A 25535-nucleotide genomic window follows, 5' to 3' on the forward strand; every position below is an offset into this window, starting at 1 on the left:
TGTAAATTTTTGAAATCCGCTATTGAACTGTTTCGGAAAATCTTTTAAGATAAAGAAAGAGGCATTGCTTTTTTTTGGACAAAAAATGAATGACTGTTCATTCAAAATGTTTAGGGGGATATTTATGGGCAAACATATTCGCAAGGCGGCTGTCATTGGTTCAGGTGTCATGGGCTCAGGCATTGCTGCGCATCTAGCCAATATCGGGATACCAGTAACACTGCTAGATATTGTGCCAAATGAACTGACAAAGGAAGAAACGGCGAAAAAGAGAACGCTTGATCACCCTAGTGTTCGGAATCGATTAAGTCAAGAAGCGATGAAAAAATTGTTAAAGCAAAAGCCAGCACCTCTTACTTCAGCAAAAAACCTATCATACATCACACCGGGAAATCTCACAGACCACCTTTCCTTATTACACGATGCTGACTGGATCATTGAAGTCGTCACTGAAAAACTCAGCATCAAACAACACGTATTTTCTCTCATCGACGAACACCGCAAAGAAGGAAGCATCGTTTCAAGCAATACATCTGGTATTTCGGTTGAAAAGATGGCTGAAGGCCGATCAGATGATTTTAAACGCCACTTTTTAGGCACACATTTTTTTAACCCAGCTCGTTATTTAAAGCTCTTAGAAATCATTCCTATTCAAGAAACAGATTCAGAAGTACTGTCATTTATGAAAACGTTTGGCGAGGATGTACTCGGCAAAGGTGTGGTTGAAGCAAAAGACACACCGAACTTTATTGCAAACCGCATTGGCACTTATGGGCTTCTTGTCACAGTACGTGAAATGCTTGAGAACAAATACACCATCGGAGAAGTGGATTCAGTCACAGGGCCCCTCATTGGAAGACCGAAAAGTGCGACCTTCCGTACACTTGATGTAGTGGGGCTTGACACATTTTCTCATGTAGCACGAAACGTCTATGAACAGGTAGAAGGAAAGGAAAAAGAGATTTTCCAGCTGCCTGAGTTTATTGAAAGAATGCTCGAAAAAGGATGGATTGGCAGCAAGGCAGGCCAAGGATTTTATCAAAAAAATGGCAAGGTTATTTTAGAGCTTGACCCAGTGACGCTCACATATGGAGAACGCACAAAGCTAAAAGATCCGGGCATTGAGATGGCGAAACAGCAAAAGGGTACAAAAGCAAAGTTGAAAGCGCTTATTTATCAGGATGGCCGTGCAGGGCAATTGCTCTGGAATATGACAGCGCCCGTACTTCTATATTCAGCGCATCTAAAAGGTGAAATTGCGGATGATATTCAGTCCATCGATAACGCAATGAAATGGGGATTCGGCTGGCAGCACGGCCCATTTGAGCTGTGGGATGCAATAGGCGTCAAAAAAGCCGCCGAGCGCATGGAAGCAGAAGGCCACAGCATCCCAGCATGGGTGCAAGACATGCTGTCAAAAGGACACGACACATTCTATCAAGAGAATGCTGATGGAGAGCGTGTGTTTTATCAGGATGGGGCTTATGTACAGGAAAAAGGAAACGACAAACATATTTCTTTAGCTAGATTGAAAAAGAAACAGGACGTGATCTTCAAAAATTCTGGTGCGAGCCTGATTGATATTGGTGATGATGTCGCCTTGCTCGAATTTCACTCTAAAAGCAATGCCATTGGACTAGATGTCATTGATATGATTAATCGCGCTGTTGATGAGACGGAAAAGAATTATAAAGGGCTTGTTATCGGAAACCAAGGGAAGAACTTCTGTGTTGGCGCCAACCTTGCCCTGATTTTAATGGAAGCACAGGACGACAATTTCTTTGAAATTGACTTTGTGATCAGGCGCTTCCAGCAGGCAATGATGAAGGTGAAATATAGCGACCGTCCAGTCGTAGCCGCACCGTTTGGGATGACATTAGGTGGCGGTACAGAGGTTTGTCTGCCGGCAGCGGCTATACAGGCGTCCAGCGAAACTTACATGGGACTCGTGGAAGCGGGAGTAGGACTGATTCCAGGAGGCGGTGGAAATAAAGAATTATATCTTCGTCACCTGCAAGGGTCAGCGAAGCCGTCGCAGACGGCTATACAGGATGCCACGCTGAAAACATTTGAAACAATTGCAATGGCAAAAGTGTCAACTTCAGCTGAGGAAGCGCGGGATATGAACATGCTCCGCGTGAGCGACCGGATTAGTATGAACGGGGATCACCTGATCTATGATGCAAAACAACTGGTGCTCTCTCTTGTTGAAGCTGGTTATCGTGCGCCGCTCAAGCAAAAGGTGCCGGTCATGGGAGAAACAGGCTATGCAGCGATGATTTTGGCTGCTGAAAATATGAGACTGTCAGGATATATTTCAGAGCATGACATGACCATCGTAAAAAAATTAGCTCATGTCATTTCCGGCGGGAAACTGCCATTTGGAACAGAGGTAGAAGAGCAATACTTATTAGAGCTTGAAAGAGAAGCCTTTTTAAGTCTTGTAGGAGAAGTGAAATCACAGGCACGTATGCAGCACATGCTCGTCAAAGGAAAACCTTTACGTAACTAAGGGGGAGTCAAAATGAGAGAAGCAGTCATTGTCGCTGGCGCAAGAACACCAGTAGGGAAGGCGAAAAAGGGATCGTTAAAACATGTCCGGCCTGATGATATGGGCGCATTATGTGTAAAAGAAACGTTAAAGCGTGCCGGTGAATACGACGGTCAAATAGATGATTTGATCATCGGCTGTGCAACGCCAGAAGCAGAGCAGGGGTTAAATGTAGCCCGAAATATTGGAGCACTAGCGGGACTGCCTTATACGGTACCTGCCATCACCATAAACCGTTACTGCTCGTCAGGTCTTCAGTCTATCGCTTATGCGGGTGAACGAATTATGCTCGGTCAGGCAGACACGATTTTAGCCGGAGGAGTCGAATCGATGTCGCAGGTGCCGATGATGGGGCATTCCATTCGTCCGAATGCTCTCTTGGCAGAGCAAGCACCTGAATACTACATGAGCATGGGGCACACGGCAGAGCAAGTGGCGCAAAAGTATCAGGTCACACGTCAAGATCAGGACGCCTTTGCGGTGAGGAGTCATCAAAAGGCAGCAAAGGCACTTCAAGAAGGGAAGTTTTCTGATGAAATTGTGCCCGTTGATGTAACAGAGCGACGGGTAGGAGAGCAATATCAATTAGAAGAGCATCAATTCACGTTCTCACAGGATGAAGGTGTGAGAGCAGGCACAACGGAAGAGATTCTTTCCACTTTGCGTCCAGCCTTTTCGACAAAAGGCACGGTGACCGCAGGGAACTCGTCTCAAACAAGTGACGGGGCTGCGTGTGTGATGATGATGGACCGCGAGAAAGCATCATCACTTTCTCTTCAGCCGCTCGCTAAATTCAGAGCATTTGCTGTTGGCGGTGTACCGCCTGAGGTGATGGGGATCGGTCCGGTTGAAGCCATACCGCGTGCGCTGAAGATTGCTGGACTTGAGCTGAAGGATATTGGACTGTTTGAATTAAACGAAGCGTTTGCCTCTCAGGCAATTCAAGTCATTCGCCATTTAGGAATTGATGAAGAAAAAGTGAATGTCAACGGCGGGGCAATTGCGCTCGGACATCCGCTCGGCTGTACAGGAACAAAACTAACGCTGTCACTTATTCATGAAATGAAACGGCGAAACGAGCAATTTGGTATTGTCACAATGTGTATCGGCGGGGGCATGGGAGCAGCAGGAATTTTTGAATTGATCTAAAGGGGGAAATCAGGATGAAAGCATTGGAAGATGTAAAAAAGGGTGGAAGCTTTTTAATTGATGAGACGAATTATGAGCATATCTTTACACCGGAGGATTTCTCTGATGAACATCAAATGATTGGAAAGACCACAGAGGATTATATTTTACAAGATGTGGTTCCGCATATAGATCAAATTGAAAATCATGAGTTCGAGCATTCGGTCAGGCTTCTCAAAAAGGCTGGTGAGCTTGGACTTTTAGGAGCCGATGTACCTGAAGAATTCGGCGGGCTTGGATTGGATAAAATCAGTTCAGCTATCATTACTGAAAAATTCGCTAGAGCAGGCAGCTTCTCACTTTCCTATGGCGCTCATGTCGGTATTGGTTCTCTGCCGATCGTGCTCTTCGGAAATCAAGCGCAAAAGGAAACGTACCTGCCAGGACTCGCCTCTGGTGAAACCATTGCGGCGTACGCACTCACTGAGCCAGGATCAGGCTCTGACGCTCTTGGAGCAAAAACAACTGCGGTTCTGAATGAAGCAGGTACCCATTATGTCCTCAATGGAGAAAAGCAGTGGATCACAAACTCCGCATTTGCCGATGTCTTTGTTGTGTATGCGAAGATTGATGGTGAACACTTCTCTGCTTTTATTGTCGAAAAGGATTTTCCAGGTGTCAAAACGGGACCTGAAGAGAAAAAGATGGGCATTAAAGGGTCATCGACAAGAACATTAATTCTTGAAGATGCCCAAGTACCGAAGGAGAATTTGCTTGGTGAAGCCGGCAGAGGACATGTGATTGCCTTTAACATTTTAAATATCGGACGCTATAAGCTTGCAGTCGGCACAATCGGTGCATCAAAGCGCGTCATTCAATTGTCGGCCGAATATGCGAACCAGCGTAAGCAGTTCAAAACACCAATTTCTCAATTCAGCTTAATTGGTGAAAAAGCAGCCAATATGTCAGCAAAGCTCTATGCGATGGAAAGTGCTGTTTACCGCACGGTTGGATTATTTGAACAGCGGATGGGTCTATTAAGTGACGAAGAGCAAAAAGACGGCAAACAAATTGCTCAATCCATTGCGGAATATGCGATTGAATGCTCTCTCTGTAAAGTCCTTGGCTCTGAAACGTTAGATTATATTGTGGATGAAGGCGTGCAGATTCACGGCGGATATGGATTCATGCAAGAATACGAGGTCGAAAGAGCCTATCGCGACTCACGAATTAACCGGATCTTTGAAGGGACAAACGAAATCAACCGTTTGCTTGTACCAGGTACATTCTTGAAGAAAGCGATGAAAGGAGAGCTTCCGCTGCTTCAAAAAGCGCAGACCTTACAGGAAGAGCTGATGATGATGATGCCGGAAGAGCCAGGCGATCAGCCGCTCGATCAAGAAAAATATTTGCTCGCCCATGCGAAAAAGGTCGCCTTAATGGTAGCTGGTATGGCAGCCATGAAATACGGGAAATCCTTAGACAAAGAGCAAGAAATTCTTGTGAACATAGCCGATATCGTCAATGAAATTTTTGCTGCTGAATCAGCAATTCTGCGTACGGAAAAGGCAATCGCTGCATCAGGCGCAGAAAAGAACGCTCAAAAGCTGGCTTACACACAAATTTTCACGCAGGAGGCTTTCTTAAAGATTGAAGCCCATGCAAAAGAATCCTTGATTGCGATGGAGGAAGGAGATTCACTCCGCATGAGCCTGTCAGCCCTTCGCAAGCTGACAAGATTTACTCCAATCAATGTCATCGCCAAAAAGCGTGAAGTGGCAAAACGAATCTTTGAAGCAGAGAAATATATCGTATAAGGATGGCTTAAAAGGTGCGGATATCACTCCGCACCTTTTTGTAAGCATACATTTAGGTTTTTAAAATATTTTGTGATAAAATGTTGTCACAATTTGCAGGAGGTGAAAATGGTGGCTTTAGATTTTTACGAATACCCATCTTGCGGTACATGCCGAAAAGCAAAAAAATGGCTTGAAGCACACAATAAAGACATCAACAGCATACATATCGTCGAAGAGACGCCTGATAAAGAAACATTAAAAGCCCTTTACGAAAAAAGCGGTTTAGAGCTGAAGAAATTCTTTAATACAAGCGGACAAAAATACCGGGAGCTGCAGCTGAAAGATCAACTTCCTGCAATGTCAGAGGACGAGCAGCTAGAATTACTCGCGTCTAACGGAATGCTGATTAAGCGCCCGATTACAACAGACGGTAAACGAGTAACAGTTGGATTTAACGAAGATACATTTAAAAGCGTCTGGAAATGATGTAACTTTCATTCAGATTGTGGTATCTTCAATATAGATTGTAAGAAAAGACTGGAGGGGTATTGAATGAGCACACCAAAAGATTTACGTTATTCAGAAGAACATGAATGGGTCAAAGTAGAAGGAGATAAGGTGCGTATCGGTATTACGCATTTTGCTCAATCTGAGCTGGGCGATATCGTGTTCGTTGAGCTTCCTGAAGTAGGAGACAAAATCACAGCGGACGAGCCTTTCGGAAGTGTAGAATCAGTGAAAACAGTTTCTGAACTTTATGCACCGATCAATGGCACAATCGTCGAAGTGAACGATGAGCTGGATGACAGCCCAGAATTCGTCAACGACTCTCCATATGAAAAAGCATGGATGATCGTTGTAGAACCAGCTGATGCATCTGAAATCGAGAACTTAATGACAGCTGAGCAATATGAAGAAATGACAAAAGAAGACTAATTCATGTGAAATTGGACACTCTACCTTTATGGGGGGTGTCCAATTTGTCTTTTCAAAAAGAACAGGTGGATATAACAGAGCATGTCACTGGACGATTCAAAGAAAGCGGCATGGTGCTTTATCATCAAAATGAAGAGATTGGCACAATGATTAGTGAAAACCAATATGAGCTGAAATCGGGATATTCCTATGATCAAAATCGTTTTTATCGTCTAACGGATACATTGACCGATGGGACAGAAAAATATGTAGACTGTGACGATGAAAATGGATGGTGCTAATCACAGAGGAGACTGCAGTGAACAAAAACTGCAGTCTTTTTGATGACGAGGCGCCCAATCTTTACAACCTGAATGAAAGATTGTAATCTAAGGAAGAAGTGAATCAACGTCAAAAGGGCCGGGTGATCGTGATGAATGTCGAGATTGAAAAGGTCATCATTGTAGAAGGTAAAACAGATAAACAAAAGCTAAAAGAAGTCATAAGTGAACCTGTTACCATCATTTGCACCAATGGCACGATCAGTACATCGAAGCTGGACCAGCTTGTGGACGATTTAGTGGGGAAAGACGTTTACATATTAGCAGACAGTGACGATGCAGGCGACAAACTGCGGAAGCAATTTCGAAAAGAATTCCCTGAAGCACTTCATCTTTTTGTCGACAGAACGTACCGCGAAGTGGCCGCTTCACCGTCAGCCCACATTGCATCTATCCTATTAGCTGCAAACATTGATGTTCATTCGAAATATTTATGAGGGTGGACGTATTATGAAAGAGATTGAAGAACACGAATTCAAAGAGATAGAGGACGATTTATTTCTTTTATACTTATATACACCGTTTTGCGGAACATGCCAGCTGGCAAAGAAAATGCTGGCAGTCGTAGACGCCATGCAGCCGGATGTACCATTTTACGAAAACAATTTAAACTATTCACCAGGTTTTGCAAAAGCATTTGAGATCGAGAGTGTTCCTTGCTTTCTACTGTTTAAAAAAGGAGAATTGGTGCAAAAAGGCTATGCCTTTCACTCAGTTCCATATCTTCATGAAATGATTGAAACCGCTAAATAAAGCGGTTTTTTGTCATATTTCAAGAAATTCATTTGAAAATTTGTCGAGTTATTTATAAAGGACAAGAAGATGTTTGTAGAGAAATGTTATGTATAACCAAATGACAGGGAGGTTATACATGTGGAAAATGTGAAAGCCCATGGTAACACAGGGCAGCGTTTACTATTAAAACCGCTGCTCTCATCATCATCCTTGAAGATTACATTTGAGGCGGAAACTGACTCTTGTACATTGATTGTGGATGAACGTGGTGAAGTGAAGAAACTACCTGCAATTGAGTTATCGGATCTCATCTTTTATGGTGAGAGGAAAGAGATTCTACAATTATTAGATGGAGATATGTCCTTACAGCAGTTAATCAGCAGAGGACAAGTCAAAGTCAAAGGGTCATTCCGTGCGCTCCTTAGACTAGAGGCAGTGCTTTGGCTGACGAACGGTTTTTTTCGAAAAATGATAACGTAGTTGTTTACTTGGAAATTAGCGATTTACAGCGTTGACATATCTCAGATAGCATGATATTCTACGTTAGTAAAAACATGAACATCACATAAAACAACATATTTTCTCTTATTAAGAGAGGTGGAGGGACGTGCCCTATGAAACCCGGCAACCGTCAGCATAGCTGAAATTGGTGCCAATTCACTCAAAGCCGCAGCGCTTTGAAAGATGAGAGAAAGGCGTAATTGACATAAAAGGCCTTTCTGCTTGCGTTGCAGTTAGGTCTTTTTTACTGACCTGACGTCAGGCTAGAGTCATGACAGAAAGAAGAATAAATAACGTATGTGATGGAAACCTATAGATTCAGCAAGAAAGCAGGTGATCAGACTGTGATTCATTTACAGAATGTATCAAAAACGTATCATTCAAAAAGCGGAAATGTTGATGCCGTGAAAGACGTCAACTTGGATATTGATAAAGGTGAAATATTCGGAATTATCGGGTATAGCGGTGCAGGAAAAAGCTCGCTTATTCGCCTATTAAACGGTCTGGAGCTGCCAACAGAAGGAATTGTTGAAGTGGCAGGCAACCGGATCAATGAAGTATCGAATGCGAAACTTCGGAAAGCAAGACAAGAAATCAGCATGATCTTCCAGCACTTTAATTTACTTTGGTCAAGAACGGTGAGACAAAACATTATGTTCCCGCTTGAGATCGCAGGTGTACCGACATCGAAACGGAGAGAGCGTGCGAATGAACTGATTAAATTGGTCGGTTTAGAAGGAAAAGAAAATGCGTATCCGTCTCAGCTTAGCGGCGGGCAAAAACAGCGTGTCGGCATTGCGAGAGCATTAGCGAATGATCCAAAGGTTCTTCTATGTGACGAAGCGACATCTGCGCTAGATCCGCAAACGACCGATTCAATCCTTGAGCTTTTGGCCGATATTAATAAACGACTAGGGCTCACGATTGTGCTCATTACACACGAAATGCACGTCATTCGCAAAATTTGTCATCGCGTCGCAGTCATGGAAAATGGACGTATTGTTGAAGAAGGCGAAGTATTACGCGTCTTCAGACAGCCAAAGGAAGAAATGACGAAGCGATTTGTGAAACAGCTTGCGGAACCAGAGGAAGCGAAAGAAACAATCGAGCACGTCCTAGAGCGAGTAAAAGAAGGTCAGGTCGTACGGTTGTCCTTTATCGGTGATTCTGCCGAGCAGCCACTGATCACAGAAATCATTCGATCGTTTCATGTTGATGTGAACATCCTTCAAGGGAAGATTTCTCAAACGCAGGAAGGCGCGTTTGGAACACTCTTTATCCACATTAATGGAGAAGAGACTGAGGTAGAAAAAGCCATCGCCTATATCCAAAGCAAACAGGTTGAAATCGAGGTGATGACACATGTTTGAGAAATGGTTTCCGAACGTTGATTTAGACGTCATCTGGAGTGCAACAGGTGAAACGGTGTATATGACACTGATTTCATTGGCATTTGCCTTTGTCATTGGGATTATCCTAGGGCTCCTGCTCTTCCTTACAGGAAAAGGCGGTCTTTGGGAAAATAAACCGATTAATGCTGTCATCGGCGCTGTCGTCAACATTTTCAGATCGATTCCTTTTATCATTTTAATTATTCTTTTACTAGGGTTCACGAAATTCTTAATGCATACGATTCTTGGTCCAAATGCAGCACTCCCTGCCCTTGTCATAGGGTCAGCTCCATTCTATGCACGTCTTGTCGAAATTGCACTGCGTGAGGTAGACAAAGGAGTCATTGAAGCAGCACGATCAATGGGAGCGAAAACGTCGACAATCATTTTCAAAGTATTGCTGCCAGAATCATTGCCAGCCCTTATTTCAGGTATTACCGTAACAGCGATTGCTCTAATTGGCTCTACTGCGATTGCAGGTGCAATTGGAGCAGGCGGACTTGGTGACCTCGCCTATGTGGAAGGGTACCAATCTGGTAATACAGATGTCACACTTGTAGCCACTGTGTTTATTCTGATCATCGTCTTTATTATTCAAATAATCGGTGATTTGATTACAAATAAAATTGATAAACGTTAAGGGAGGATTTATTCATGAAGAAATTGATTCTAAGTGCACTATTTCTAGCATTTGCAGGTATTTTAGCTGCGTGCGGTTCATCTAATAACCCTAGTGAAAGCAAAACCATTACGGTTGCCGCATCAAAAACGCCGCATGCCGAAATTCTTGAAGAAGCAAAACCACTTCTAAAAGAAAAAGGCTACGATTTAAAAGTGAAAGTGCTTAGCGATTATAAAATGTACAACAAAGCGTTAGCTGAAAAAGAAGTGGATGCGAACTTTTTCCAACATATCCCTTACTTAAACGAAGAAAATAAATCAAACAAAGATTATAACCTAGTGAGTGCTGGTGCGGTTCACCTTGAGCCTTTCGGTATCTACTCTAAGAAATACAAATCAGTAAAAGATATTCCAAACGGCGGCACAATCATCATGACAAACAACGTAGCTGAACAAGGCCGTATGCTTGCCCTTCTGCAAAATGCTGGTGTCATCAAGCTTGATCCAAAGGTTGATACAATCAACGCAACAGTAAAGAACATTAAAGAAAACCCAAAGAACCTAAAATTCAAAAAAATCGCGCCTGAATTAACTGCGAAAGCTTATGAAAACAGTGAAGGCGATGCTGTATTTATCAACGTCAACTATGCGATCCAAAATAAATTGAATCCGAAAAAAGATTCAATCGAACTTGAGCAAACAAAGAACAACCCATATGCAAACATCGTTGCGGTTCGCAAAGGTGACGAAAAATCAGATAAGATCAAGGCATTAATGGAAGTTCTTCACTCTGATAAAATCAAAGAATTCATCGACAAAAAATATGACGGTGCAGTATTGCCTGTATCTGAATAACAACATTTCAACCTCGCTTCTATCAAAGCGAGGTTTTTTGTGTATTTTTTCAAATCTCGCTCATAATAAAAACGTACAAATGACCTGAAGGGATGGAATCAAAATGAATGAACAGCATATGAGCGGATCCATGCAGCAATCACTGACTGATTATAAAACCGCAATGGGTGAATTCCAGAAGAAAATGCCGGTGTTTGGAAAGAAATTTAATGAATTTACGGAGCAGTGCTTTCAAAGCGATTCATTAACGCAAAAGGAAAAACAAATGATTGCCCTCGGCATCAGTATTCATGCGCAGGATGAATACTGCATGATTTATCATACAAAGGGAGCGCTCGATCAAGGGGCGACAGAAGAGAATCTGCTAGAGGTTGTGAGCGTGGCGGCAGCTTTTGGCGGCGGGGCAGCACTAAGCCAAGGAATCACTGTCGTTCAGCAATGTATTGATGAATTTGGAGGACAGACGCATTAAAAGAAGGAAAACAAGGTATTTTTCCATATCAAGGAGTTGAGTACTTCTCATCCGAATGTGTGAGAAAATATGCCGTCATAGAGCGTCATATCCCTTTTGAGTGAAGCCGCATACGTTTGCTACAATAAAGCTACACTCAAGGAAGGGAATGGTTTATTATTTGTTCGGACCATAGTACACTGGGATTGGATTATACCGCCGAGATGGAAAAGGCCATGCATCAAGCTCATGGCATGAGCTATGCAGAGTACGAAAGAGACCATGACTTAAGGATGAAAGTGGAATATAAACGAGAGCAGTCCTATCGAGATGAGAAAAGACAGCTCGCAAAAATGAATATAAGAGGCTAATAATAGCTGAGGGGCGGGGAGAACAGTTTCCCGCCCTTTCTTTATGAAAACAGTCTTTTCGACATAAATCCTTTTATCTACCTGCTTTTTTTGTTAGAATTTTGAGAGCATCCTCTCACGCTTATCGTGAATGTGTTGTATTCAGTTTTAATTTGTTATAAAATTAGAATGAGAATAAATTGAGAATAATGATTATTTTGGAGGTATCGATATATGACTGCTTCGACATTAACAATTAAGGACTTGCACGTTGAGATTGAAGGGAAAGAAATCTTAAAGGGTGTAAACCTCGAGATAAAAGGTGGAGAATTCCACGCAGTAATGGGACCAAACGGAACAGGTAAATCTACTTTATCTGCTGCAATTATGGGTCACCCTAAATATGAAGTAACAAAAGGCAGCATCTTGCTTGATGGCGAAGATGTTCTTGAAATGGAAGTAGATGAGCGCGCTCAAGCTGGTCTTTTCCTTGCGATGCAATACCCATCTGAAATCAGCGGTGTCACAAATGCTGACTTCCTTCGTTCTGCTATTAACGCACGCAGAGAAGAAGGCGATGAAATCTCTCTTATGAAATTCATCCGCAAAATGGACGAAAACATGGAGTTCCTTGAAATGGATCCAGATATGGCACAGCGCTACTTAAACGAAGGTTTCTCAGGCGGGGAGAAAAAACGCAACGAAATTCTTCAATTAATGATGATTGAACCAAAGATCGCCATCCTTGACGAAATCGATTCTGGTCTTGATATCGATGCCCTGAAAGTTGTTTCTAAAGGAATTAACAAAATGCGCGGCGAAAGCTTCGGCTGCTTAATGATCACTCACTATCAGCGTCTACTGAACTACATCACACCAGATCACGTTCATGTTATGATGCAAGGTCGTATCGTGAAATCTGGCGGACCAGAACTCGCGCAGCGTCTAGAAGCAGAAGGCTATGATTGGATTAAAAAAGAGTTAGGAATTGAAGACGAAACTGTTGGTCAAGAAGCGTAAGCGTTAGGAGGATTATTGATGACATTAGAAACGAAATTATCAGTAGATCAAGATTATGTCAAAAGCTTCTCCGAGAAGCATCAGGAACCGGCATGGATGAGCTCCCTTCGCTTACAGGCTCTTGAAAAAGCAGAAGACCTCCCAATGCCAAAGCCTGACAAAACGAATATTTCAAAATGGAATTTAACGAATTTCAAACAGCATACAGTCGAAAGTGCACCATTTGGATCATTAGAAGAGCTTCCAGAAGAAGTGAAATCTCTTATTGATTTAGAGGACACAGATAAGACAGTTTACATTCAGCGTGATCAAACGCCGGCCTATTTGTCTCTTTCAGCTGAAGCGAAAGACAAAGGTGTAATCTTCACTGATCTTCATACAGCGATTCGTGAGCATGGAGATTTAGTGAAACAATACTTCATGACAGATGCAGTGAAAGTGGATGAGCATAAACTAACAGCTTTACACGCTGCTTTAGTCAATGGCGGAGCTTTCCTCTATGTTCCGAAAAACGTTGAGCTTGAAGCACCAATTCAAGCTGTTTATCTTCATGAAAATGACGAAACGACATTGTTCAACCATGTCATCGTCGTAGCAGACGATCATAGTGCTGTGACATATGTAGAAAACTACATCAGTACAGCAAAACCAGAAGAAGCAATCTTCAATATCGTTTCTGAAGTATTCACAGGCGCAAACGCCCGCGTCACATACGGCGCTGTAGATAACCTTGCAGAAGGTGTCACAGTATATGTGAACAGACGCGGTATGGCTAATGGCCGTGACAGTAAAATCGAATGGGCGCTTGGCCTGATGAATGATGGAGACGTTGTGTCTGAAAACATCACAAAACTGATGGGCGACGGTACATTCGGTGATACGAAATCAGTAGTTGTCGGCCGAGGAAACCAAACAGAAAACTTCACAACAAGCATCATCCACTTTGGTAAAAACTCTGAAGGGTATATCTTGAAGCATGGTGTGATGAAGGATCAAGCATCCTCTATCTTTAACGGAATTGGTAAAATCGAGCATGGCGCAACAAAGTCAAATGCAGAGCAGGAATCACGTGTCCTCATGCTGAGTGAGAAAGCACGCGGTGACGCAAACCCAATTCTATTAATTGATGAAGATGATGTGACAGCAGGGCACGCTGCTTCTGTTGGACGTGTCGATCCAATTCAATTGTACTACCTCATGAGCCGCGGAATTTCCAAAGAAGATGCAGAAAGACTTGTGATTTACGGCTTCTTAAATCCAGTTGTGAAAGAACTGCCGATTGAAGGAGTTAAAAAGCAGCTGATTTCTGTAATTGAAAGGAAAGTAAAATAATGAATATCAAAGACGTTCGTGAGCAATTTCCAATCCTTCATCAGCAAGTGAACGGACATGATTTGGTGTATTTGGACAGTGCAGCGACTTCTCAAAAACCAAGAGTGGTCATTGATGCAATGAATGAGTATTACCGGTCTTACAACTCGAACGTCCACCGGGGTGTTCATACCCTTGGCACAAGAGCAACGGACGCATACGAGGGTGCGAGAGAGAAAGTTCGTGCATTCATCCGTGCTTCATCTGTCCAGGAGATTATTTTTACTAGAGGTACAACAACTGCACTAAACACAGTGGCGATCAGCTATGCTAGAGCCAACCTCAAAGAAGGCGATGAGATTGTCATTACGCATATGGAGCATCATGCGAATATCATCCCTTGGCAGCAAGCAGCGAAAGCAACTGGCGCCACATTGAAATACATTCCGTTACAGGAAGACGGCACGCTATCGCTTGAAGATGTGAAGCAAACGATCACACATCAAACGAAAATCGTCGCTGTCACACATGTCTCAAACGTATTAGGAACCATCAACCCGATTAAAGAGATCGCCAAAATTGCCCACGAACATGGGGCAATCATTGTCGTCGACGGTGCACAAAGCACTCCGCACATGCAAATTGATGTTCAGGATCTAGATTGTGACTTTTTCGCATTCTCTGGGCATAAAATGTGTGGACCGACTGGCATCGGTGTGCTTTACGGGAAGAAGGACCTGTTGAATAATATGGAGCCTGCTGAGTTTGGCGGTGAAATGATCGACTTTGTGGATCTATATGATTCCACATGGAAAGAGCTGCCGTGGAAATTTGAAGCGGGAACACCGATTATTGCTGGAGCAGTTGGACTAGGAAAAGCAATTGACTTCTTAAATGACATTGGTATGGAGGAAGTCAGCCGTTACGAGCATCAGCTTGCGACTTACGCGCTTGAGCGCTTTAAGGAGCTTGAAGGTGCGACTGTTTATGGACCGCAGCACCGAGCTGGGCTTGTGACGTTTAACTTAGACGACGTCCATCCGCATGATGCGTCAACTGTTCTAGATACGGAAGGTGTCGCCATTCGTGCTGGACACCACTGTGCACAGCCGCTTATGAAATGGCTTGGTGTATCAGCGACTGCAAGAGCAAGCTTCTATCTGTATAATACAGAAGAAGAGATTGACCAACTGATTGCAGCGCTCCGTAAGACAAAGGAGTATTTTACGAATGTCTTTTAATGTAAACTTAGACACACTGTACAGACAAGTGATTATGGATCATTATAAAAATCCGAGAAACAAAGGTGTGTTAAACGACAGCATTGTCGTCGATATGAACAACCCAACGTGTGGTGACCGTATTCGTCTTACGATGAAAATCGAAGACGGAAAAGTCACTGATGCGAAATTTGAAGGAGAAGGATGCTCGATTTCGATGGCATCTGCCTCAATGATGACGCAGGCGATTAAAGGGAAAGATATTGAAACTGCTTTGAAAATGTCTCGGATTTTCTCCGATATGATGCAAGGAAAAGAATACGACGATTCCATTGATCTTGGTGACATTGAAGCGCTGCAGGGAGTGGCAAAATTCCCAGCCCGCATCAAATGTGCAACATTATCCTGGAAGGCGCTTGAAAAAGGCGCATCTGCCGAAGATAACGGCAAATCATAAGATTGGAGTGAAAATGGATGGCTAAAAAAATGCCAGATGTTGGTGAATATAAATACGGCTTTTCTGATAAAGACGTTTCCATTTTCCGTTCAGAGCGCGGACTGACAAAAGAGATCGTTGAAGAAATTTCTCGTATGAAAGAAGAGCCTCAGTGGATGCTCGACTTCCGTTTGAAATCTCTTGAGCACTTTTACAACATGCCGATGCCACAATGGGGCGGAGATTTAAATGCATTAAACTTTGATGAAATTACGTACTACGTAAAGCCATCTGAGCGCTCTGAGCGTTCTTGGGATGAAGTACCAGAAGAAATCAAACAAACCTTTGATAAGCTTGGTATCCCAGAAGCAGAGCAAAAATATTTAGCAGGTGTATCTGCTCAGTATGAATCTGAAGTTGTGTATCACAACATGAAACAAGATCTTGAAGATCTAGGAATTGTGTTTAAAGATACAGACAGCGCATTAAAAGAGAACGAAGACATCTTCCGTGAGCACTGGGCAAAAGTCATTCCTCCGACTGACAACAAATTTGCTGCGCTTAACTCGGCTGTATGGTCTGGTGGTTCATTTATCTACGTACCAAAAGGCGTAAAAGTAGATACTCCACTTCAAGCATACTTCCGTATCAACTCTGAAAACATGGGTCAGTTCGAGCGTACACTGATCATCGTTGACGAAGGCGCACATGTGCATTACGTAGAAGGCTGTACAGCTCCAGTTTACACAACAAACTCACTTCACAGTGCGGTTGTTGAAATCATCGTCAAAAAAGGCGGCTACTGCCGTTACACAACGATTCAAAACTGGGCAAACAACGTCTTCAACCTTGTGACAAAACGTACGATTTGTGAAGAGAATGCAACTATGGAATGGATTGATGGAAACATCGGTTCTAAGCTGACAATGAAATACCCAGCAGTCATCCTAAAAGGTGAAGGCGCTCGTGGTATGACATTAAGTATTGCCCTTGCAGGTAAAGGTCAGCACCAAGATGCAGGTGCGAAAATGATTCACCTTGCACCAAACACATCTTCAACGATCGTATCGAAATCAATTTCGAAACAAGGCGGTAAAGTAACGTACCGCGGAATCGTTCACTTCGGACGCAAAGCAGAAGGTGCACGCTCAAACATCGAGTGTGATACACTCATCATGGATAACAAATCAACATCTGATACGATCCCTTACAATGAAATCTTAAACGACAACATTTCATTAGAGCACGAAGCGAAGGTATCGAAAGTATCAGAAGAACAGCTATTCTACTTGATGAGCCGCGGAATTTCTGAAGAAGAAGCAACAGAAATGATCGTCATGGGCTTCATCGAGCCATTCACAAAAGAACTGCCAATGGAATACGCCGTTGAAATGAACCGTTTGATTAAGTTTGAGATGGAAGGTTCTATTGGTTAACCGTTGATATACCAGTGATTATAGGTGTTTAGGCTTTACATTTATATTAAGTACCCACAAAACACCCACAAAATTTAATTATTGAACATACCGCAGATACATTTCCATTGGTCCTCAATTTTTGGGTGGCATGGAGATACGTGTCTGCGGTTTTTTTATTTAGAAAGTTTTAACCTTTACAATACATAGTTAATAGTCACACCTGTTTCTAAAAGGTTTACAGTATGGCTATGTCTCAATGCATTGTCTTTACAAATTTTGTAGAAATCCTCTCTCACAACATTTTTTATAACTATTTAAAGGAGAAATGATTTTACCTTTAAAGCCCACTAACCACTTCGAGGTTCAGATCAACTTTATTCAAAATAAATACTTGCAACATATAAACTAGTACTGTATAGTTCTAATTATGACAAAGGCAAAATTAATGAATCAAAAACGTGTGCTTGAAGTAGCTGCAACATTATTTTTGGAAAAAGGGTTTGCTTATACAAGTATGGATGAATTAGTTCGTGTAAGCAAAGTATCAAAGTCGAATGTGTATTATCACTTTTCTAATAAGGAGGAATTATTAGCAGGGGTCGTTGATTATTGGATTGACAGGTATCAATCTGCAATAGGCGACGTAATTTCTCAGACCCAATTTTCAGTTGAAGACCGTATCCAACTGTTTTTAAAGCAATTATCACAAGGAGTTCAGTCGAGAGAGTATAAGGGCGGCTGCCCATTTATTACTCTTTATATTCAAAGTCCTTCACAGGCCACGCACATAAAAGAAAAAATAGGTCATTTTTTCACAGGATTACAAAAGAAAGTTTCTCTATTACTGAAACAAGGTGTAGAGAACGGGGAATTCAGAAATACGATTCATATTGATGAGGTGGCATCACTTTTTATTACAAATCTTGAAGGAGCGTTATTTATTTCAGAAACATTGAAGGATGCAACTGTCATCACGAAAACAGCAGATCATTTATTTAACTTGCTTCGATAATAGAAGCTTTTTTTTTACATCAAATTAGTACTGAATAGTACTAAAGGGAGACTTCATATGAAAACAGTATTTTTAACAGGTGGAACAGGCTTTATCGGAAAGCAATTAGTCGAAGAATTAGCCAAAGAGGATGTGAACATTCTTCTTTTAGTGAGGTCGAAAAGTAAAGCAGCACGTATTTTTCAAGAAAGAGGCATTTTAAAACAGGAAGTGATGCACTTTATTGAAGGTGATTTAACGAAAATAGATTTAGGTCTAAGTGCTAAAGATATGGAGATGGTGTTGAAAACGGATGTGCTGATTCACGCAGGAGGACCCATGGATATTCAAGCAACCAGTAAAGAGGCAGCTTCTGTCTTTTTAAATGGTGCCAAATATATTGGTGAATTAACTAAAAATATTCATCAATTGAAGGGCTTGCAGCATTTTATTCATGTTGTCGGTTATATGAGTCCCTTTGATGATGAAAATAGCAAAATTGCCATTGATGTGTTTAAAGAAGGAAACAATTATTTGAAAATCAAAAATCCATATGAGAGAACAAAATTTTTAGCAGACCTTTATATCCGTCAACAGGCGTCAGCACTAGGTTATCCGCTGTCTGTCATTAATCCGCCAACTGTCGTCGGCAGTAGTAAAACAGGGAGTACAGAGCAGATAGCAGGATTAGGTTTGCTTGTGAGTAGTATGCGAAGAGGGCTCATGCCGGTGATTCCTGGAGGTAAGGGATATAGGCTGCCACTGATTTCAAACGATGAGTTTGCAAAATTTATTGTGCAGGTTCTCAGGATCGAACAGCCGGCTATTCAAACATATACACTTGTTGAAGACAAAGAGCATGATCAGAACATTGCTGAATTATTAAGTGTGATGTCGGAAAGTATGAATATGAGAGCACCAAAAATCTCTGTCCCATTGCCGCTTATGAAAACAATAATGAAAAGTGGAGTAAGTAAAATAACAAACATTCCTTCTGATGGACTCAATTTTATGACAAAACGAACATTTTCAAATGCTTCAGTGAAAAAAATGATGGGAGGAGATTGGTTTAAGAAGACGAGCGTCATGAAATTTTTACCTGCCGTAGTAGCTGATCTGGATTATCGAATGATGGATCAACATGGTGAGCATCAGCATTTATTTGAGCGAACATTATGCGATAACAATACGGTTTACCAATTACACGGAGAGGGGAAACCTTTTATTTTATTACATGGTTTATTGAGTGATGGAGAGGATTTATTCCCTTTAGCAGAAGAGCTTCATGAAAAAACGGGTCAACCTATATGGATCTTGGATCTTCCTGGCTTAGGGCGTTCCCCTTTTAAACGAGAGAAACATCTTCTAGATATCTACTTGAATGTAGTGAAAAAGTTATTGGAGAAAGCGACAAATGGTGCACATCTCATTGGTCATTCATTCGGTGCGTTTATCTTACTGGAAGCATTGGGACAAGGGTACATAGATAAGAAGTATTCAATCACTTTACTTCAGCCGCCTGTTGCTAAAGAAAATGCTAAATCGCTAAATGTTCCACAATGGATGAACAAATGGACATTAAAATTAGCAACTTCTAAAATGATAGAGCGTTATTTATTAAGTAATGGTTTGTTTGAAAGGACGGAGAGTATCCCTGAACATTATATTGAAAAAATCAGAATCAGTTTTACGTCTCCTAGAATTTTAAATACGACGGTTCAGCTTAACCAGTTACTATTGAAAAACGATCACGGTGATTTCAATGAAGCAACAAAGCATAATCTTCACATGATTTGGGGGGAGTATGACAAAGGCTATTCTGCTCCATCGCATCTTGGTAAGGTTGATGTTGTTCCATATGGTCATCATTTTCCTCTTAGCCATCCGAGTGAAACGGCAGCATTGGTTATAAAAAATAGTCTTACTAGCAGTTGAGAATGTGGGATAAATCAAAAGTGTGTAAGTAAGATCGTTTAGACTTTGATACTGTTTGGGGGAGTTGTATTTTCTTAGCTTGATGGTGATGTGAGCACACCTACAAAACATCCATAAACTTATGACGGCTTTATATTTTATATGAAGCATAACAAATATAAAATATAAAACGTGGGAATCACGATCACAAGAGAACGTAAGCTTGAGATGAATGGTTCAATCGGTTAAATTTTAAAAACCTTTTATTTATCAAGGATTTGAATAGTGTAGAAGGCGAACTTTTGAAGTTCGTCTTTTTCTATTTTTCAGTAATAACTAGATAAATGCCGGCTGTTGTTTAGATCGATTTATGCCCCAGAGCGCTTAGAAACAAATTTAAATTTGTTTCCTTAAGCACACAGGGGGTTTGTTTGTTTTTTTGGGATTTTAAAATTGTGCAAGAGCAATTTGGTATTAGCGGTTTGAGGCCGTAGGCGGTAACAAAAATGACATTGAATAGGGATAAATTTTCGCAATGACGCTTTAACAAATTGGCACGGTAAGTAAAAAAACGGGAATTACAAAATAGTTTCAGCAGGCTTTTTCAAAGACGATAATATGAAATATATAAATATTTCATATTACCGTTGACGAAGCAATCCTGGTATGTTTTAATATGTAATATATAAATATTTCAAAAAATCATATATGTGTTTAGGGGCGATTTATTTGAAGAAAAGTAAATTAAATGAATTCGTAACGTTCGTTCCCGGTATTAATCCAACAAGAGCACAAAAGCAGTTTGAAACTCAAGAAATATTGTATTATGACCAAGCGTCTTTTGAAGCTGATTATCATCGTGAGGACGTAGCTGTTGAAGAAAAGGCAAAACCTTTATCTCAAAATAACCTATCGTTAAATGAAGGTGATGTTGTTATCAGTAACTCATTGCAGCTAGCCACAATTGTTGGTGAAAATAGTGTTGGTAAAGTGTTGTCCCTCAACTTTACGAAAATAGAGTTTGATAGCGAACAACTTGATAAGAGATATTTTCTTTACTTGTTTAATGCTCATAAAGATGTGAAGCAGCAAAAAGAAAGGGAGTCACAGGGGACTGGCCCTATTCTAAGAATCCCGCTTCGTGCCCTTGGGGAAATGATTGTTCCAGTTGTTCCAATCGAGGAACAGAAGAAAATAGGCACTATATACGTAGAAACAATGAAGCTACAAAATAAGTTAAGCCAATACGCAGACTTGATAGGGCAGTTTACGAGCTCGGTAATAGAAGGAACATTAAAGGGGGAGTAATGAAATGAAAAGTCAATCGGAATTAGCATTTGAAAATGAAGTTATCGATTATTTGACTAAAATCGGTGGAGTAAAACAATGGGAATACAAAAAAGACATTAAAACAACTGAACAACTTTGGGATAACTTTAAAATAATCCTAGAACAAAACAATAGCGCTCGATTAGATGAGCCCTTGTCTGTTACTGAATTTAACCAAGTGAAGAAAATCATCACTAGTATCGAATCACCTTATCAGGCCGGACAGTTTTTGTATGGCGTTAATGGTGTTTCTGAAATTGAAGTTAACCTTGATAATGGTAGACATGTGTTCTTGACAGTATTCGACCAAGCCCAAGTCGGTGGCGGGAATACCGTTTATCAAGTAGTAAATCAAATTAAACGGCCAAAAGTTGTTGATGGTAAAACGACTCGCAGGTTTGATGTGACTTTGCTCATTAATGGTTTGCCGATTATTCAAATTGAATTAAAGAAAGCACTTCATAGCGCTACGGAATCTTTAAATCAGATGGAACAGTATATAGCTGAAAAACAATTCAGCGGTATCTTTTCAACTTTGCAGATTTTAATCGCGATGACACCGTTTGATATTCGTTATATGGCAAATACCCCACTCGAAAACTTTAACCGAGCTTTTGCTTTCAACTGGCAAAACGAAGATGATGCTCGCCCTATTCGATCATGGAAGACGTTTGCGGATAAAGTGTTGTCCATTCCAATGGCCCATGATTTAGCAACACGTTACATGGTACTAGATGGTACCAAAAACAAAGAAAGTATCAAAGTCATGCGTCCGTATCAAGTCTATGCCACAAAGCGTGTACTTGATAAAGTTAGAAAGTTTGACTTTAAATATGATGGTGGTAAATTAGGATACATTTGGCACACGACAGGCTCAGGTAAAACAATCACAAGTTTTAAGACCGCGTGGCTGGCAAGCCGTCTATCAAATGTAGATAAAGTGATCTTCTTGGTTGACCGGATCGCACTTACTAACCAAACAGCAGATGCTTATAAAGCCTATGATCCTGTTGCTGGTTTTGAAGGGAAAACTGGTGTGGTGGGTGACACAGCTAATATCTCAGACCTTCATCGCAAACTAACGAAGAAAAGCGATAAGAACATCATAGTGACAAGTATCCAAAAAATGTCGCGTTATGTAGTGCGGGACAGCTTCAAGCCACTGAATGAAAATATTCTTTTTATCGTGGATGAAGCCCACCGTTCAACTGGCAGTGGTACTGAAAATGAAGGGATGCTTGAAACGATTCGAAAAGCAATTCCTAATTCTGCTTGGATTGGTTATACTGGTACACCAAAATTCCCCGAAACACGAGAAATCTTTGGTGAACTATTACATGCATATACCATTAAAGAAGCGATTGCAGATAAAAACGTCTTAGGGTTTAACGTTGAATTTAAGGAAACGATCGAAGCTCCCGAAGATCCCACCGAAGATGATATCGATGATAATATTCGTGGTAGTGTTTACGACTATAGTCCAGAACATGTGAACTTAGTAGTGAAAGACATCTTCGATAACTGGAAGAAACGTTCAAATGATCGCAAATATAATGCCTTGTTTACAGTCCATGTAGGAGGTAACAAAGCAAGTACACCAAGAGCGATGGAATATTTCGATAAGTTTGCAGAAGAGAATGCGAAGCGTCCAGCAGATCAACGATTAAAAGTTGCGGTGAGTTTCTCAGCAGATACATCCAATAGTGTTCATCAACTGAAAACGAACGAAAATTTGCACAGAGCTATCAAAACCTATAACGCAACGTTTGGCACAGCTTTTGATATGACGACAGTGAAAGCCTATACAGAAGACTTAGCACGGCGGCTTAACAAGACTGCTGATGATGGTAACTATTTAGATTTAGTCATCGTTGTGGATCAACTTTTGACCGGTTTTGATGCTCCTGAGATGAATACGCTCTATATTGACCGAACCCTTAAAGGTGGGAACTTGATTCAGGCATACTCACGTACAAATCGAATACATAACCTTGTCGATAAGCCTTGGGGAAATGTCGTGAACTATCGTTGGCCGGAGCAAAACGAGTATGAAATGAATAAGGCTTTTGCTATTTATTCAAATCGTGCATCTGCCGACGAACAACTTTCACTTGAAGAATTGAAGAAAGGCAACGAAGAGTCTGGTATCACTTCCAAACCATTTAGCAAGATCCAAGCTGAGATGCAAGAAGTCATCAAGAAGCTTTCCACGCTCACAGACGATTTTATACAATTACCACCAAGTGAAAAAGCACAGGATGAAGTCTTTGAGAATCTGAAAGAGTATAATCGTTTATTGAGTCAGTTGAAACAATATACCGAAGACGATGACAAAAATCCTATATCAGCCTATGATAATCCTGAAGAGTTCTATGAACGTTTAGGTATTACTGAAGAGCAGGAAGTCATTTTAACAACTGTCATTGCTGGTGAGTTGAAAGAACGACGTGCAAAGCGAGAAGACATTGATATTTCGCAAGTCAATCTCTCGATGGTTCATATTCACGATGTGACCATCAACTACGATTATTTGATTGAGTTGATTGCCCAGATGGCTGACGAAGTTCACGCGAACGAAATGGCAAAAGCGGAAAGTACACGTGATGAAATCCAAGTTGAAATCGCCAAGTCTGACAATGAAAAAGAAAAATCTAAGGTGAGTCATTTTGTATCTAAGATTTTTTCAAAAGAGTTTGAGTTTGATCATTATCCAGCACCTCGAAGTGTTGAAAAAATGAACCAAGCAATGGATAAAGCACAAAAGGATACGAATATCCAACTTGTAACGAACTTCATCCGAACTTGGGGACTCGATAACAGCACAAATCCTAAGGAACTTGAAAACTTGATTAAGAAACACCGATTAGGTCAAGAAGATATGGATAAACAAGGGGAGTTAACCGCTATCATGAATGACGCAAGAGCTGATTATAAAGAAATTGCAATTGAAGAGATTGCAGCGTTAAGCTGGGTTCGGTATCGCATTGAATTTCGTAAAGCATTTTACAAAATGGCCGACAAAATTAAGAAGGGAGAATAGTCAAATGTTAAAATTAAGCAGACTACAAAGAGGAGAGCAGAAATGAGCGATAACATAACAAATTCACCCCAAATCAGATTCGCAGGATTTACGGATGCTTGGGAACAGCGCAAGCTTGGTGAAATGATGGAAGTCACATCTGTAAAACGAATTCACCAATCAGATTGGACTGATGAAGGAGTTCGATTTTTAAGAGCAAGAGATATTGTTTCTGCGTCAAAAGGTGAAGAACCTACTGAGTATTTGTACATTTCACAAGAAAAATATGAAGAATATTCTCGTATTTGCGGAAAAGTAAAATTAGGTGATTTACTTGTGACTGGTGTTGGTTCAATAGGTGTGCCTATGCTTGTAAACCACGAAGAACCTTTATATTTTAAAGATGGGAACATAATTTGGTTTAAGAATAAAAAACAACTTGATGGTTTTTTTTTCTATTATTCTTTTTTAGGTAAGAATGTCCAGAAGTATATTCGTGATGTTGCTGGAATTGGAACAGTAGGAACTTATACGATCGCTAGCGGAAAGAAAACTCCTATTCAAATTCCTAGTTTTGAAGAGCAAGAAAGAATAGGAACTTTCTTTAATGACCTCGACCACCACATCATCCTTCATCAGCGTGAGTTAGAACTGCTGAAGGAAACGAAAAAAAGTCTACTTCAAAAAATGTTTCCGAAAGATGGAGCCAATGTTCCTGAAATTCGCTTTGCAGGATTTACTGATGCTTGGGAACAGCGAGAGTTAAAGGATGTGGTTGAGGTTAGTTCAGGTCGGGACTATAAACATCTATCTGACGGGGATATACCTGTCTATGGTACTGGTGGATATATGTTGAGTGTGAATGAAGCATTATCCTATGATAAAGATGCTATCGGAATTGGTCGAAAAGGTACAATTGATAAGCCATATCTGTTACGAGCACCATTCTGGACTGTTGATACGCTATTCTATGCAGTTCCAAAAGAAAAAAATAATTTGGATTTTGTTCATTCAGTTTTCCAACGTGTAAATTGGAAACAGAAAGATGAATCGACTGGGGTACCAAGTTTATCTAAAACGACAATTAATGCAGTAAATGTGGCGGTTCCAGAGTGTGACGAACAAGCTCAAATCGGTCATTTTTTCAGCCAACTTGACAACCTTATCACTCTTCATCAGCGTGAGTTAAATACGCTTAAAAATTTAAAGAAATCACTGCTTCAACAAATGTTTATATAA

General features: G+C 41.0%; 24 protein-coding genes and 1 riboswitch. All 24 genes read left to right on the top strand.

All coding sequences use genetic code 11. From position 1 onward, the window contains the following. Positions 1-124 precede the first annotated feature (124 nt). Positions 125-2512 carry a 3-hydroxyacyl-CoA dehydrogenase/enoyl-CoA hydratase family protein gene (locus C9414_RS03620; protein ID WP_107163082.1) on the top strand — a complete coding sequence of 796 codons (2388 nt, stop codon included), beginning with the start codon at positions 125-127 and terminating at the stop codon, positions 2510-2512. A 12-nt stretch (positions 2513-2524) separates the two neighbouring features. Beyond that, the gene (locus tag C9414_RS03625) at positions 2525-3700 is read left to right on the top strand and encodes an acetyl-CoA C-acetyltransferase (protein WP_024426007.1); all 1176 of its coding nucleotides are present in this window, start codon (positions 2525-2527) and stop codon (positions 3698-3700) included. A 14-nt stretch (positions 3701-3714) separates the two neighbouring features. Next, on the top strand, positions 3715-5496 hold the full coding sequence (locus C9414_RS03630) for an acyl-CoA dehydrogenase family protein (RefSeq protein ID WP_047202430.1): 1782 nt from the start codon (positions 3715-3717) through the stop codon (positions 5494-5496). A 111-nt stretch (positions 5497-5607) separates the two neighbouring features. Further along, positions 5608-5964: an arsenate reductase family protein gene (locus C9414_RS03635; protein WP_024423406.1), complete on the top strand. Its 357-nt coding sequence runs from the start codon at positions 5608-5610 to the stop codon at positions 5962-5964. Positions 5965-6030: 66 nt separating this feature from the next. Then, positions 6031-6414: a glycine cleavage system protein GcvH gene (gene gcvH / locus C9414_RS03640; protein WP_008347039.1), complete on the top strand. Its 384-nt coding sequence runs from the start codon at positions 6031-6033 to the stop codon at positions 6412-6414. A gap of 44 nt (positions 6415-6458) precedes the next feature. Beyond that, positions 6459-6695 (top strand): YusG family protein, encoded by a 237-nt coding sequence (locus C9414_RS03645; protein ID WP_039181284.1) that lies wholly within the window; start codon positions 6459-6461, stop codon positions 6693-6695. A 131-nt stretch (positions 6696-6826) separates the two neighbouring features. Then, the gene (locus C9414_RS03650; protein ID WP_024423404.1) at positions 6827-7171 is read left to right on the top strand and encodes a toprim domain-containing protein; all 345 of its coding nucleotides are present in this window, start codon (positions 6827-6829) and stop codon (positions 7169-7171) included. A gap of 13 nt (positions 7172-7184) precedes the next feature. Beyond that, positions 7185-7487, top strand: a complete 303-nt coding sequence (locus tag C9414_RS03655; protein ID WP_024426005.1) for a thioredoxin family protein — start codon at positions 7185-7187, stop codon at positions 7485-7487. A gap of 120 nt (positions 7488-7607) precedes the next feature. Continuing rightward, a complete protein-coding gene (locus C9414_RS03660; RefSeq protein WP_024423403.1) occupies positions 7608-7949 on the top strand; it encodes an SCP2 sterol-binding domain-containing protein in 342 nt (113 codons plus the stop codon). Between the two features lie 102 nt (positions 7950-8051). Continuing rightward, positions 8052-8160, top strand: a riboswitch (SAM riboswitch). 154 nt (positions 8161-8314) lie between these two features. Continuing rightward, entirely contained in the window at positions 8315-9340 is a 1026-nt protein-coding gene (locus C9414_RS03665; RefSeq protein WP_058838173.1) for a methionine ABC transporter ATP-binding protein, read from the top strand. Further along, positions 9333-10001 carry a methionine ABC transporter permease gene (locus C9414_RS03670; protein WP_079919062.1) on the top strand — a complete coding sequence of 223 codons (669 nt, stop codon included), beginning with the start codon at positions 9333-9335 and terminating at the stop codon, positions 9999-10001. The genes C9414_RS03665 and C9414_RS03670 overlap by 8 nt, the downstream gene beginning before the upstream one ends. A 14-nt stretch (positions 10002-10015) precedes the next feature. Then, entirely contained in the window at positions 10016-10837 is an 822-nt protein-coding gene (gene metQ, locus C9414_RS03675) for a methionine ABC transporter substrate-binding lipoprotein MetQ (protein WP_107163083.1), read from the top strand. Positions 10838-10940: 103 nt separating this feature from the next. Next, positions 10941-11309: a carboxymuconolactone decarboxylase family protein gene (locus tag C9414_RS03680; RefSeq protein ID WP_003212803.1), complete on the top strand. Its 369-nt coding sequence runs from the start codon at positions 10941-10943 to the stop codon at positions 11307-11309. A gap of 215 nt (positions 11310-11524) precedes the next feature. Further along, complete coding sequence (locus C9414_RS20460; RefSeq protein WP_254965641.1) at positions 11525-11659, top strand: YuzK family famiily protein; 135 nt, start codon at positions 11525-11527, stop codon at positions 11657-11659. 213 nt (positions 11660-11872) lie between these two features. Then, positions 11873-12658, top strand: a complete 786-nt coding sequence (gene sufC, locus C9414_RS03685; RefSeq protein WP_007500355.1) for a Fe-S cluster assembly ATPase SufC — start codon at positions 11873-11875, stop codon at positions 12656-12658. 18 nt (positions 12659-12676) lie between these two features. Continuing rightward, positions 12677-13990, top strand: a complete 1314-nt coding sequence (gene sufD, locus C9414_RS03690) for a Fe-S cluster assembly protein SufD (protein ID WP_024423399.1) — start codon at positions 12677-12679, stop codon at positions 13988-13990. After that, positions 13990-15210 (top strand): cysteine desulfurase, encoded by a 1221-nt coding sequence (locus tag C9414_RS03695; protein ID WP_107163084.1) that lies wholly within the window; start codon positions 13990-13992, stop codon positions 15208-15210. The genes sufD and C9414_RS03695 overlap by 1 nt, the downstream gene beginning before the upstream one ends. Beyond that, a complete protein-coding gene (gene sufU / locus C9414_RS03700; protein ID WP_107163085.1) occupies positions 15200-15646 on the top strand; it encodes a Fe-S cluster assembly sulfur transfer protein SufU in 447 nt (148 codons plus the stop codon). Before C9414_RS03695 ends, sufU begins: the two co-directional genes overlap by 11 nt. Positions 15647-15663: 17 nt before the next feature. After that, a complete protein-coding gene (sufB, locus tag C9414_RS03705) occupies positions 15664-17061 on the top strand; it encodes a Fe-S cluster assembly protein SufB (protein WP_017368012.1) in 1398 nt (465 codons plus the stop codon). Positions 17062-17488: 427 nt separating this feature from the next. Further along, positions 17489-18055, top strand: coding sequence for a TetR/AcrR family transcriptional regulator (locus C9414_RS03710; RefSeq protein ID WP_142398054.1), 567 nt, complete (start codon positions 17489-17491; stop codon positions 18053-18055). A gap of 57 nt (positions 18056-18112) precedes the next feature. Next, positions 18113-19969, top strand: coding sequence for an alpha/beta fold hydrolase (locus C9414_RS03715; protein WP_107163087.1), 1857 nt, complete (start codon positions 18113-18115; stop codon positions 19967-19969). 708 nt (positions 19970-20677) lie between these two features. Beyond that, complete coding sequence (locus C9414_RS03720; RefSeq protein ID WP_107163088.1) at positions 20678-21256, top strand: restriction endonuclease subunit S; 579 nt, start codon at positions 20678-20680, stop codon at positions 21254-21256. A 4-nt stretch (positions 21257-21260) separates the two neighbouring features. After that, complete coding sequence (locus C9414_RS03725; RefSeq protein WP_107163089.1) at positions 21261-24317, top strand: type I restriction endonuclease subunit R; 3057 nt, start codon at positions 21261-21263, stop codon at positions 24315-24317. A 42-nt stretch (positions 24318-24359) separates the two neighbouring features. Beyond that, positions 24360-25535, top strand: a complete 1176-nt coding sequence (locus C9414_RS20465) for a restriction endonuclease subunit S (protein ID WP_107163090.1) — start codon at positions 24360-24362, stop codon at positions 25533-25535.

It is taken from the genome of Bacillus sp. Nf3 (assembly GCF_003028545.1).
Lineage (GTDB): Bacteria > Bacillota > Bacilli > Bacillales > Bacillaceae > Bacillus > Bacillus safensis.

What these genes read in the sequence shown, in the direction of transcription:
- C9414_RS03620 (WP_107163082.1), top strand. Translation starts at nt 125, where the DNA reads ATGGGCAAACATATTCGCAAGGCGGCTGTCATTGGTTCAGGTGTCATG.
- C9414_RS03625 (WP_024426007.1), top strand. Translation starts at nt 2,525, where the DNA reads ATGAGAGAAGCAGTCATTGTCGCTGGCGCAAGAACACCAGTAGGGAAG.
- C9414_RS03630 (WP_047202430.1), top strand. Translation starts at nt 3,715, where the DNA reads ATGAAAGCATTGGAAGATGTAAAAAAGGGTGGAAGCTTTTTAATTGAT.
- gcvH (WP_008347039.1), top strand. Translation starts at nt 6,031, where the DNA reads ATGAGCACACCAAAAGATTTACGTTATTCAGAAGAACATGAATGGGTC.
- C9414_RS03650 (WP_024423404.1), top strand. Translation starts at nt 6,827, where the DNA reads ATGAATGTCGAGATTGAAAAGGTCATCATTGTAGAAGGTAAAACAGAT.
- C9414_RS03655 (WP_024426005.1), top strand. Translation starts at nt 7,185, where the DNA reads ATGAAAGAGATTGAAGAACACGAATTCAAAGAGATAGAGGACGATTTA.
- C9414_RS03670 (WP_079919062.1), top strand. Translation starts at nt 9,333, where the DNA reads ATGTTTGAGAAATGGTTTCCGAACGTTGATTTAGACGTCATCTGGAGT.
- metQ (WP_107163083.1), top strand. Translation starts at nt 10,016, where the DNA reads ATGAAGAAATTGATTCTAAGTGCACTATTTCTAGCATTTGCAGGTATT.
- C9414_RS03680 (WP_003212803.1), top strand. Translation starts at nt 10,941, where the DNA reads ATGAATGAACAGCATATGAGCGGATCCATGCAGCAATCACTGACTGAT.
- C9414_RS20460 (WP_254965641.1), top strand. Translation starts at nt 11,525, where the DNA reads ATGCATCAAGCTCATGGCATGAGCTATGCAGAGTACGAAAGAGACCAT.
- sufC (WP_007500355.1), top strand. Translation starts at nt 11,873, where the DNA reads ATGACTGCTTCGACATTAACAATTAAGGACTTGCACGTTGAGATTGAA.
- sufD (WP_024423399.1), top strand. Translation starts at nt 12,677, where the DNA reads ATGACATTAGAAACGAAATTATCAGTAGATCAAGATTATGTCAAAAGC.
- C9414_RS03695 (WP_107163084.1), top strand. Translation starts at nt 13,990, where the DNA reads ATGAATATCAAAGACGTTCGTGAGCAATTTCCAATCCTTCATCAGCAA.
- sufU (WP_107163085.1), top strand. Translation starts at nt 15,200, where the DNA reads ATGTCTTTTAATGTAAACTTAGACACACTGTACAGACAAGTGATTATG.
- sufB (WP_017368012.1), top strand. Translation starts at nt 15,664, where the DNA reads ATGGCTAAAAAAATGCCAGATGTTGGTGAATATAAATACGGCTTTTCT.
- C9414_RS03710 (WP_142398054.1), top strand. Translation starts at nt 17,489, where the DNA reads ATGAATCAAAAACGTGTGCTTGAAGTAGCTGCAACATTATTTTTGGAA.
- C9414_RS03715 (WP_107163087.1), top strand. Translation starts at nt 18,113, where the DNA reads ATGAAAACAGTATTTTTAACAGGTGGAACAGGCTTTATCGGAAAGCAA.
- C9414_RS03725 (WP_107163089.1), top strand. Translation starts at nt 21,261, where the DNA reads ATGAAAAGTCAATCGGAATTAGCATTTGAAAATGAAGTTATCGATTAT.
- C9414_RS20465 (WP_107163090.1), top strand. Translation starts at nt 24,360, where the DNA reads ATGAGCGATAACATAACAAATTCACCCCAAATCAGATTCGCAGGATTT.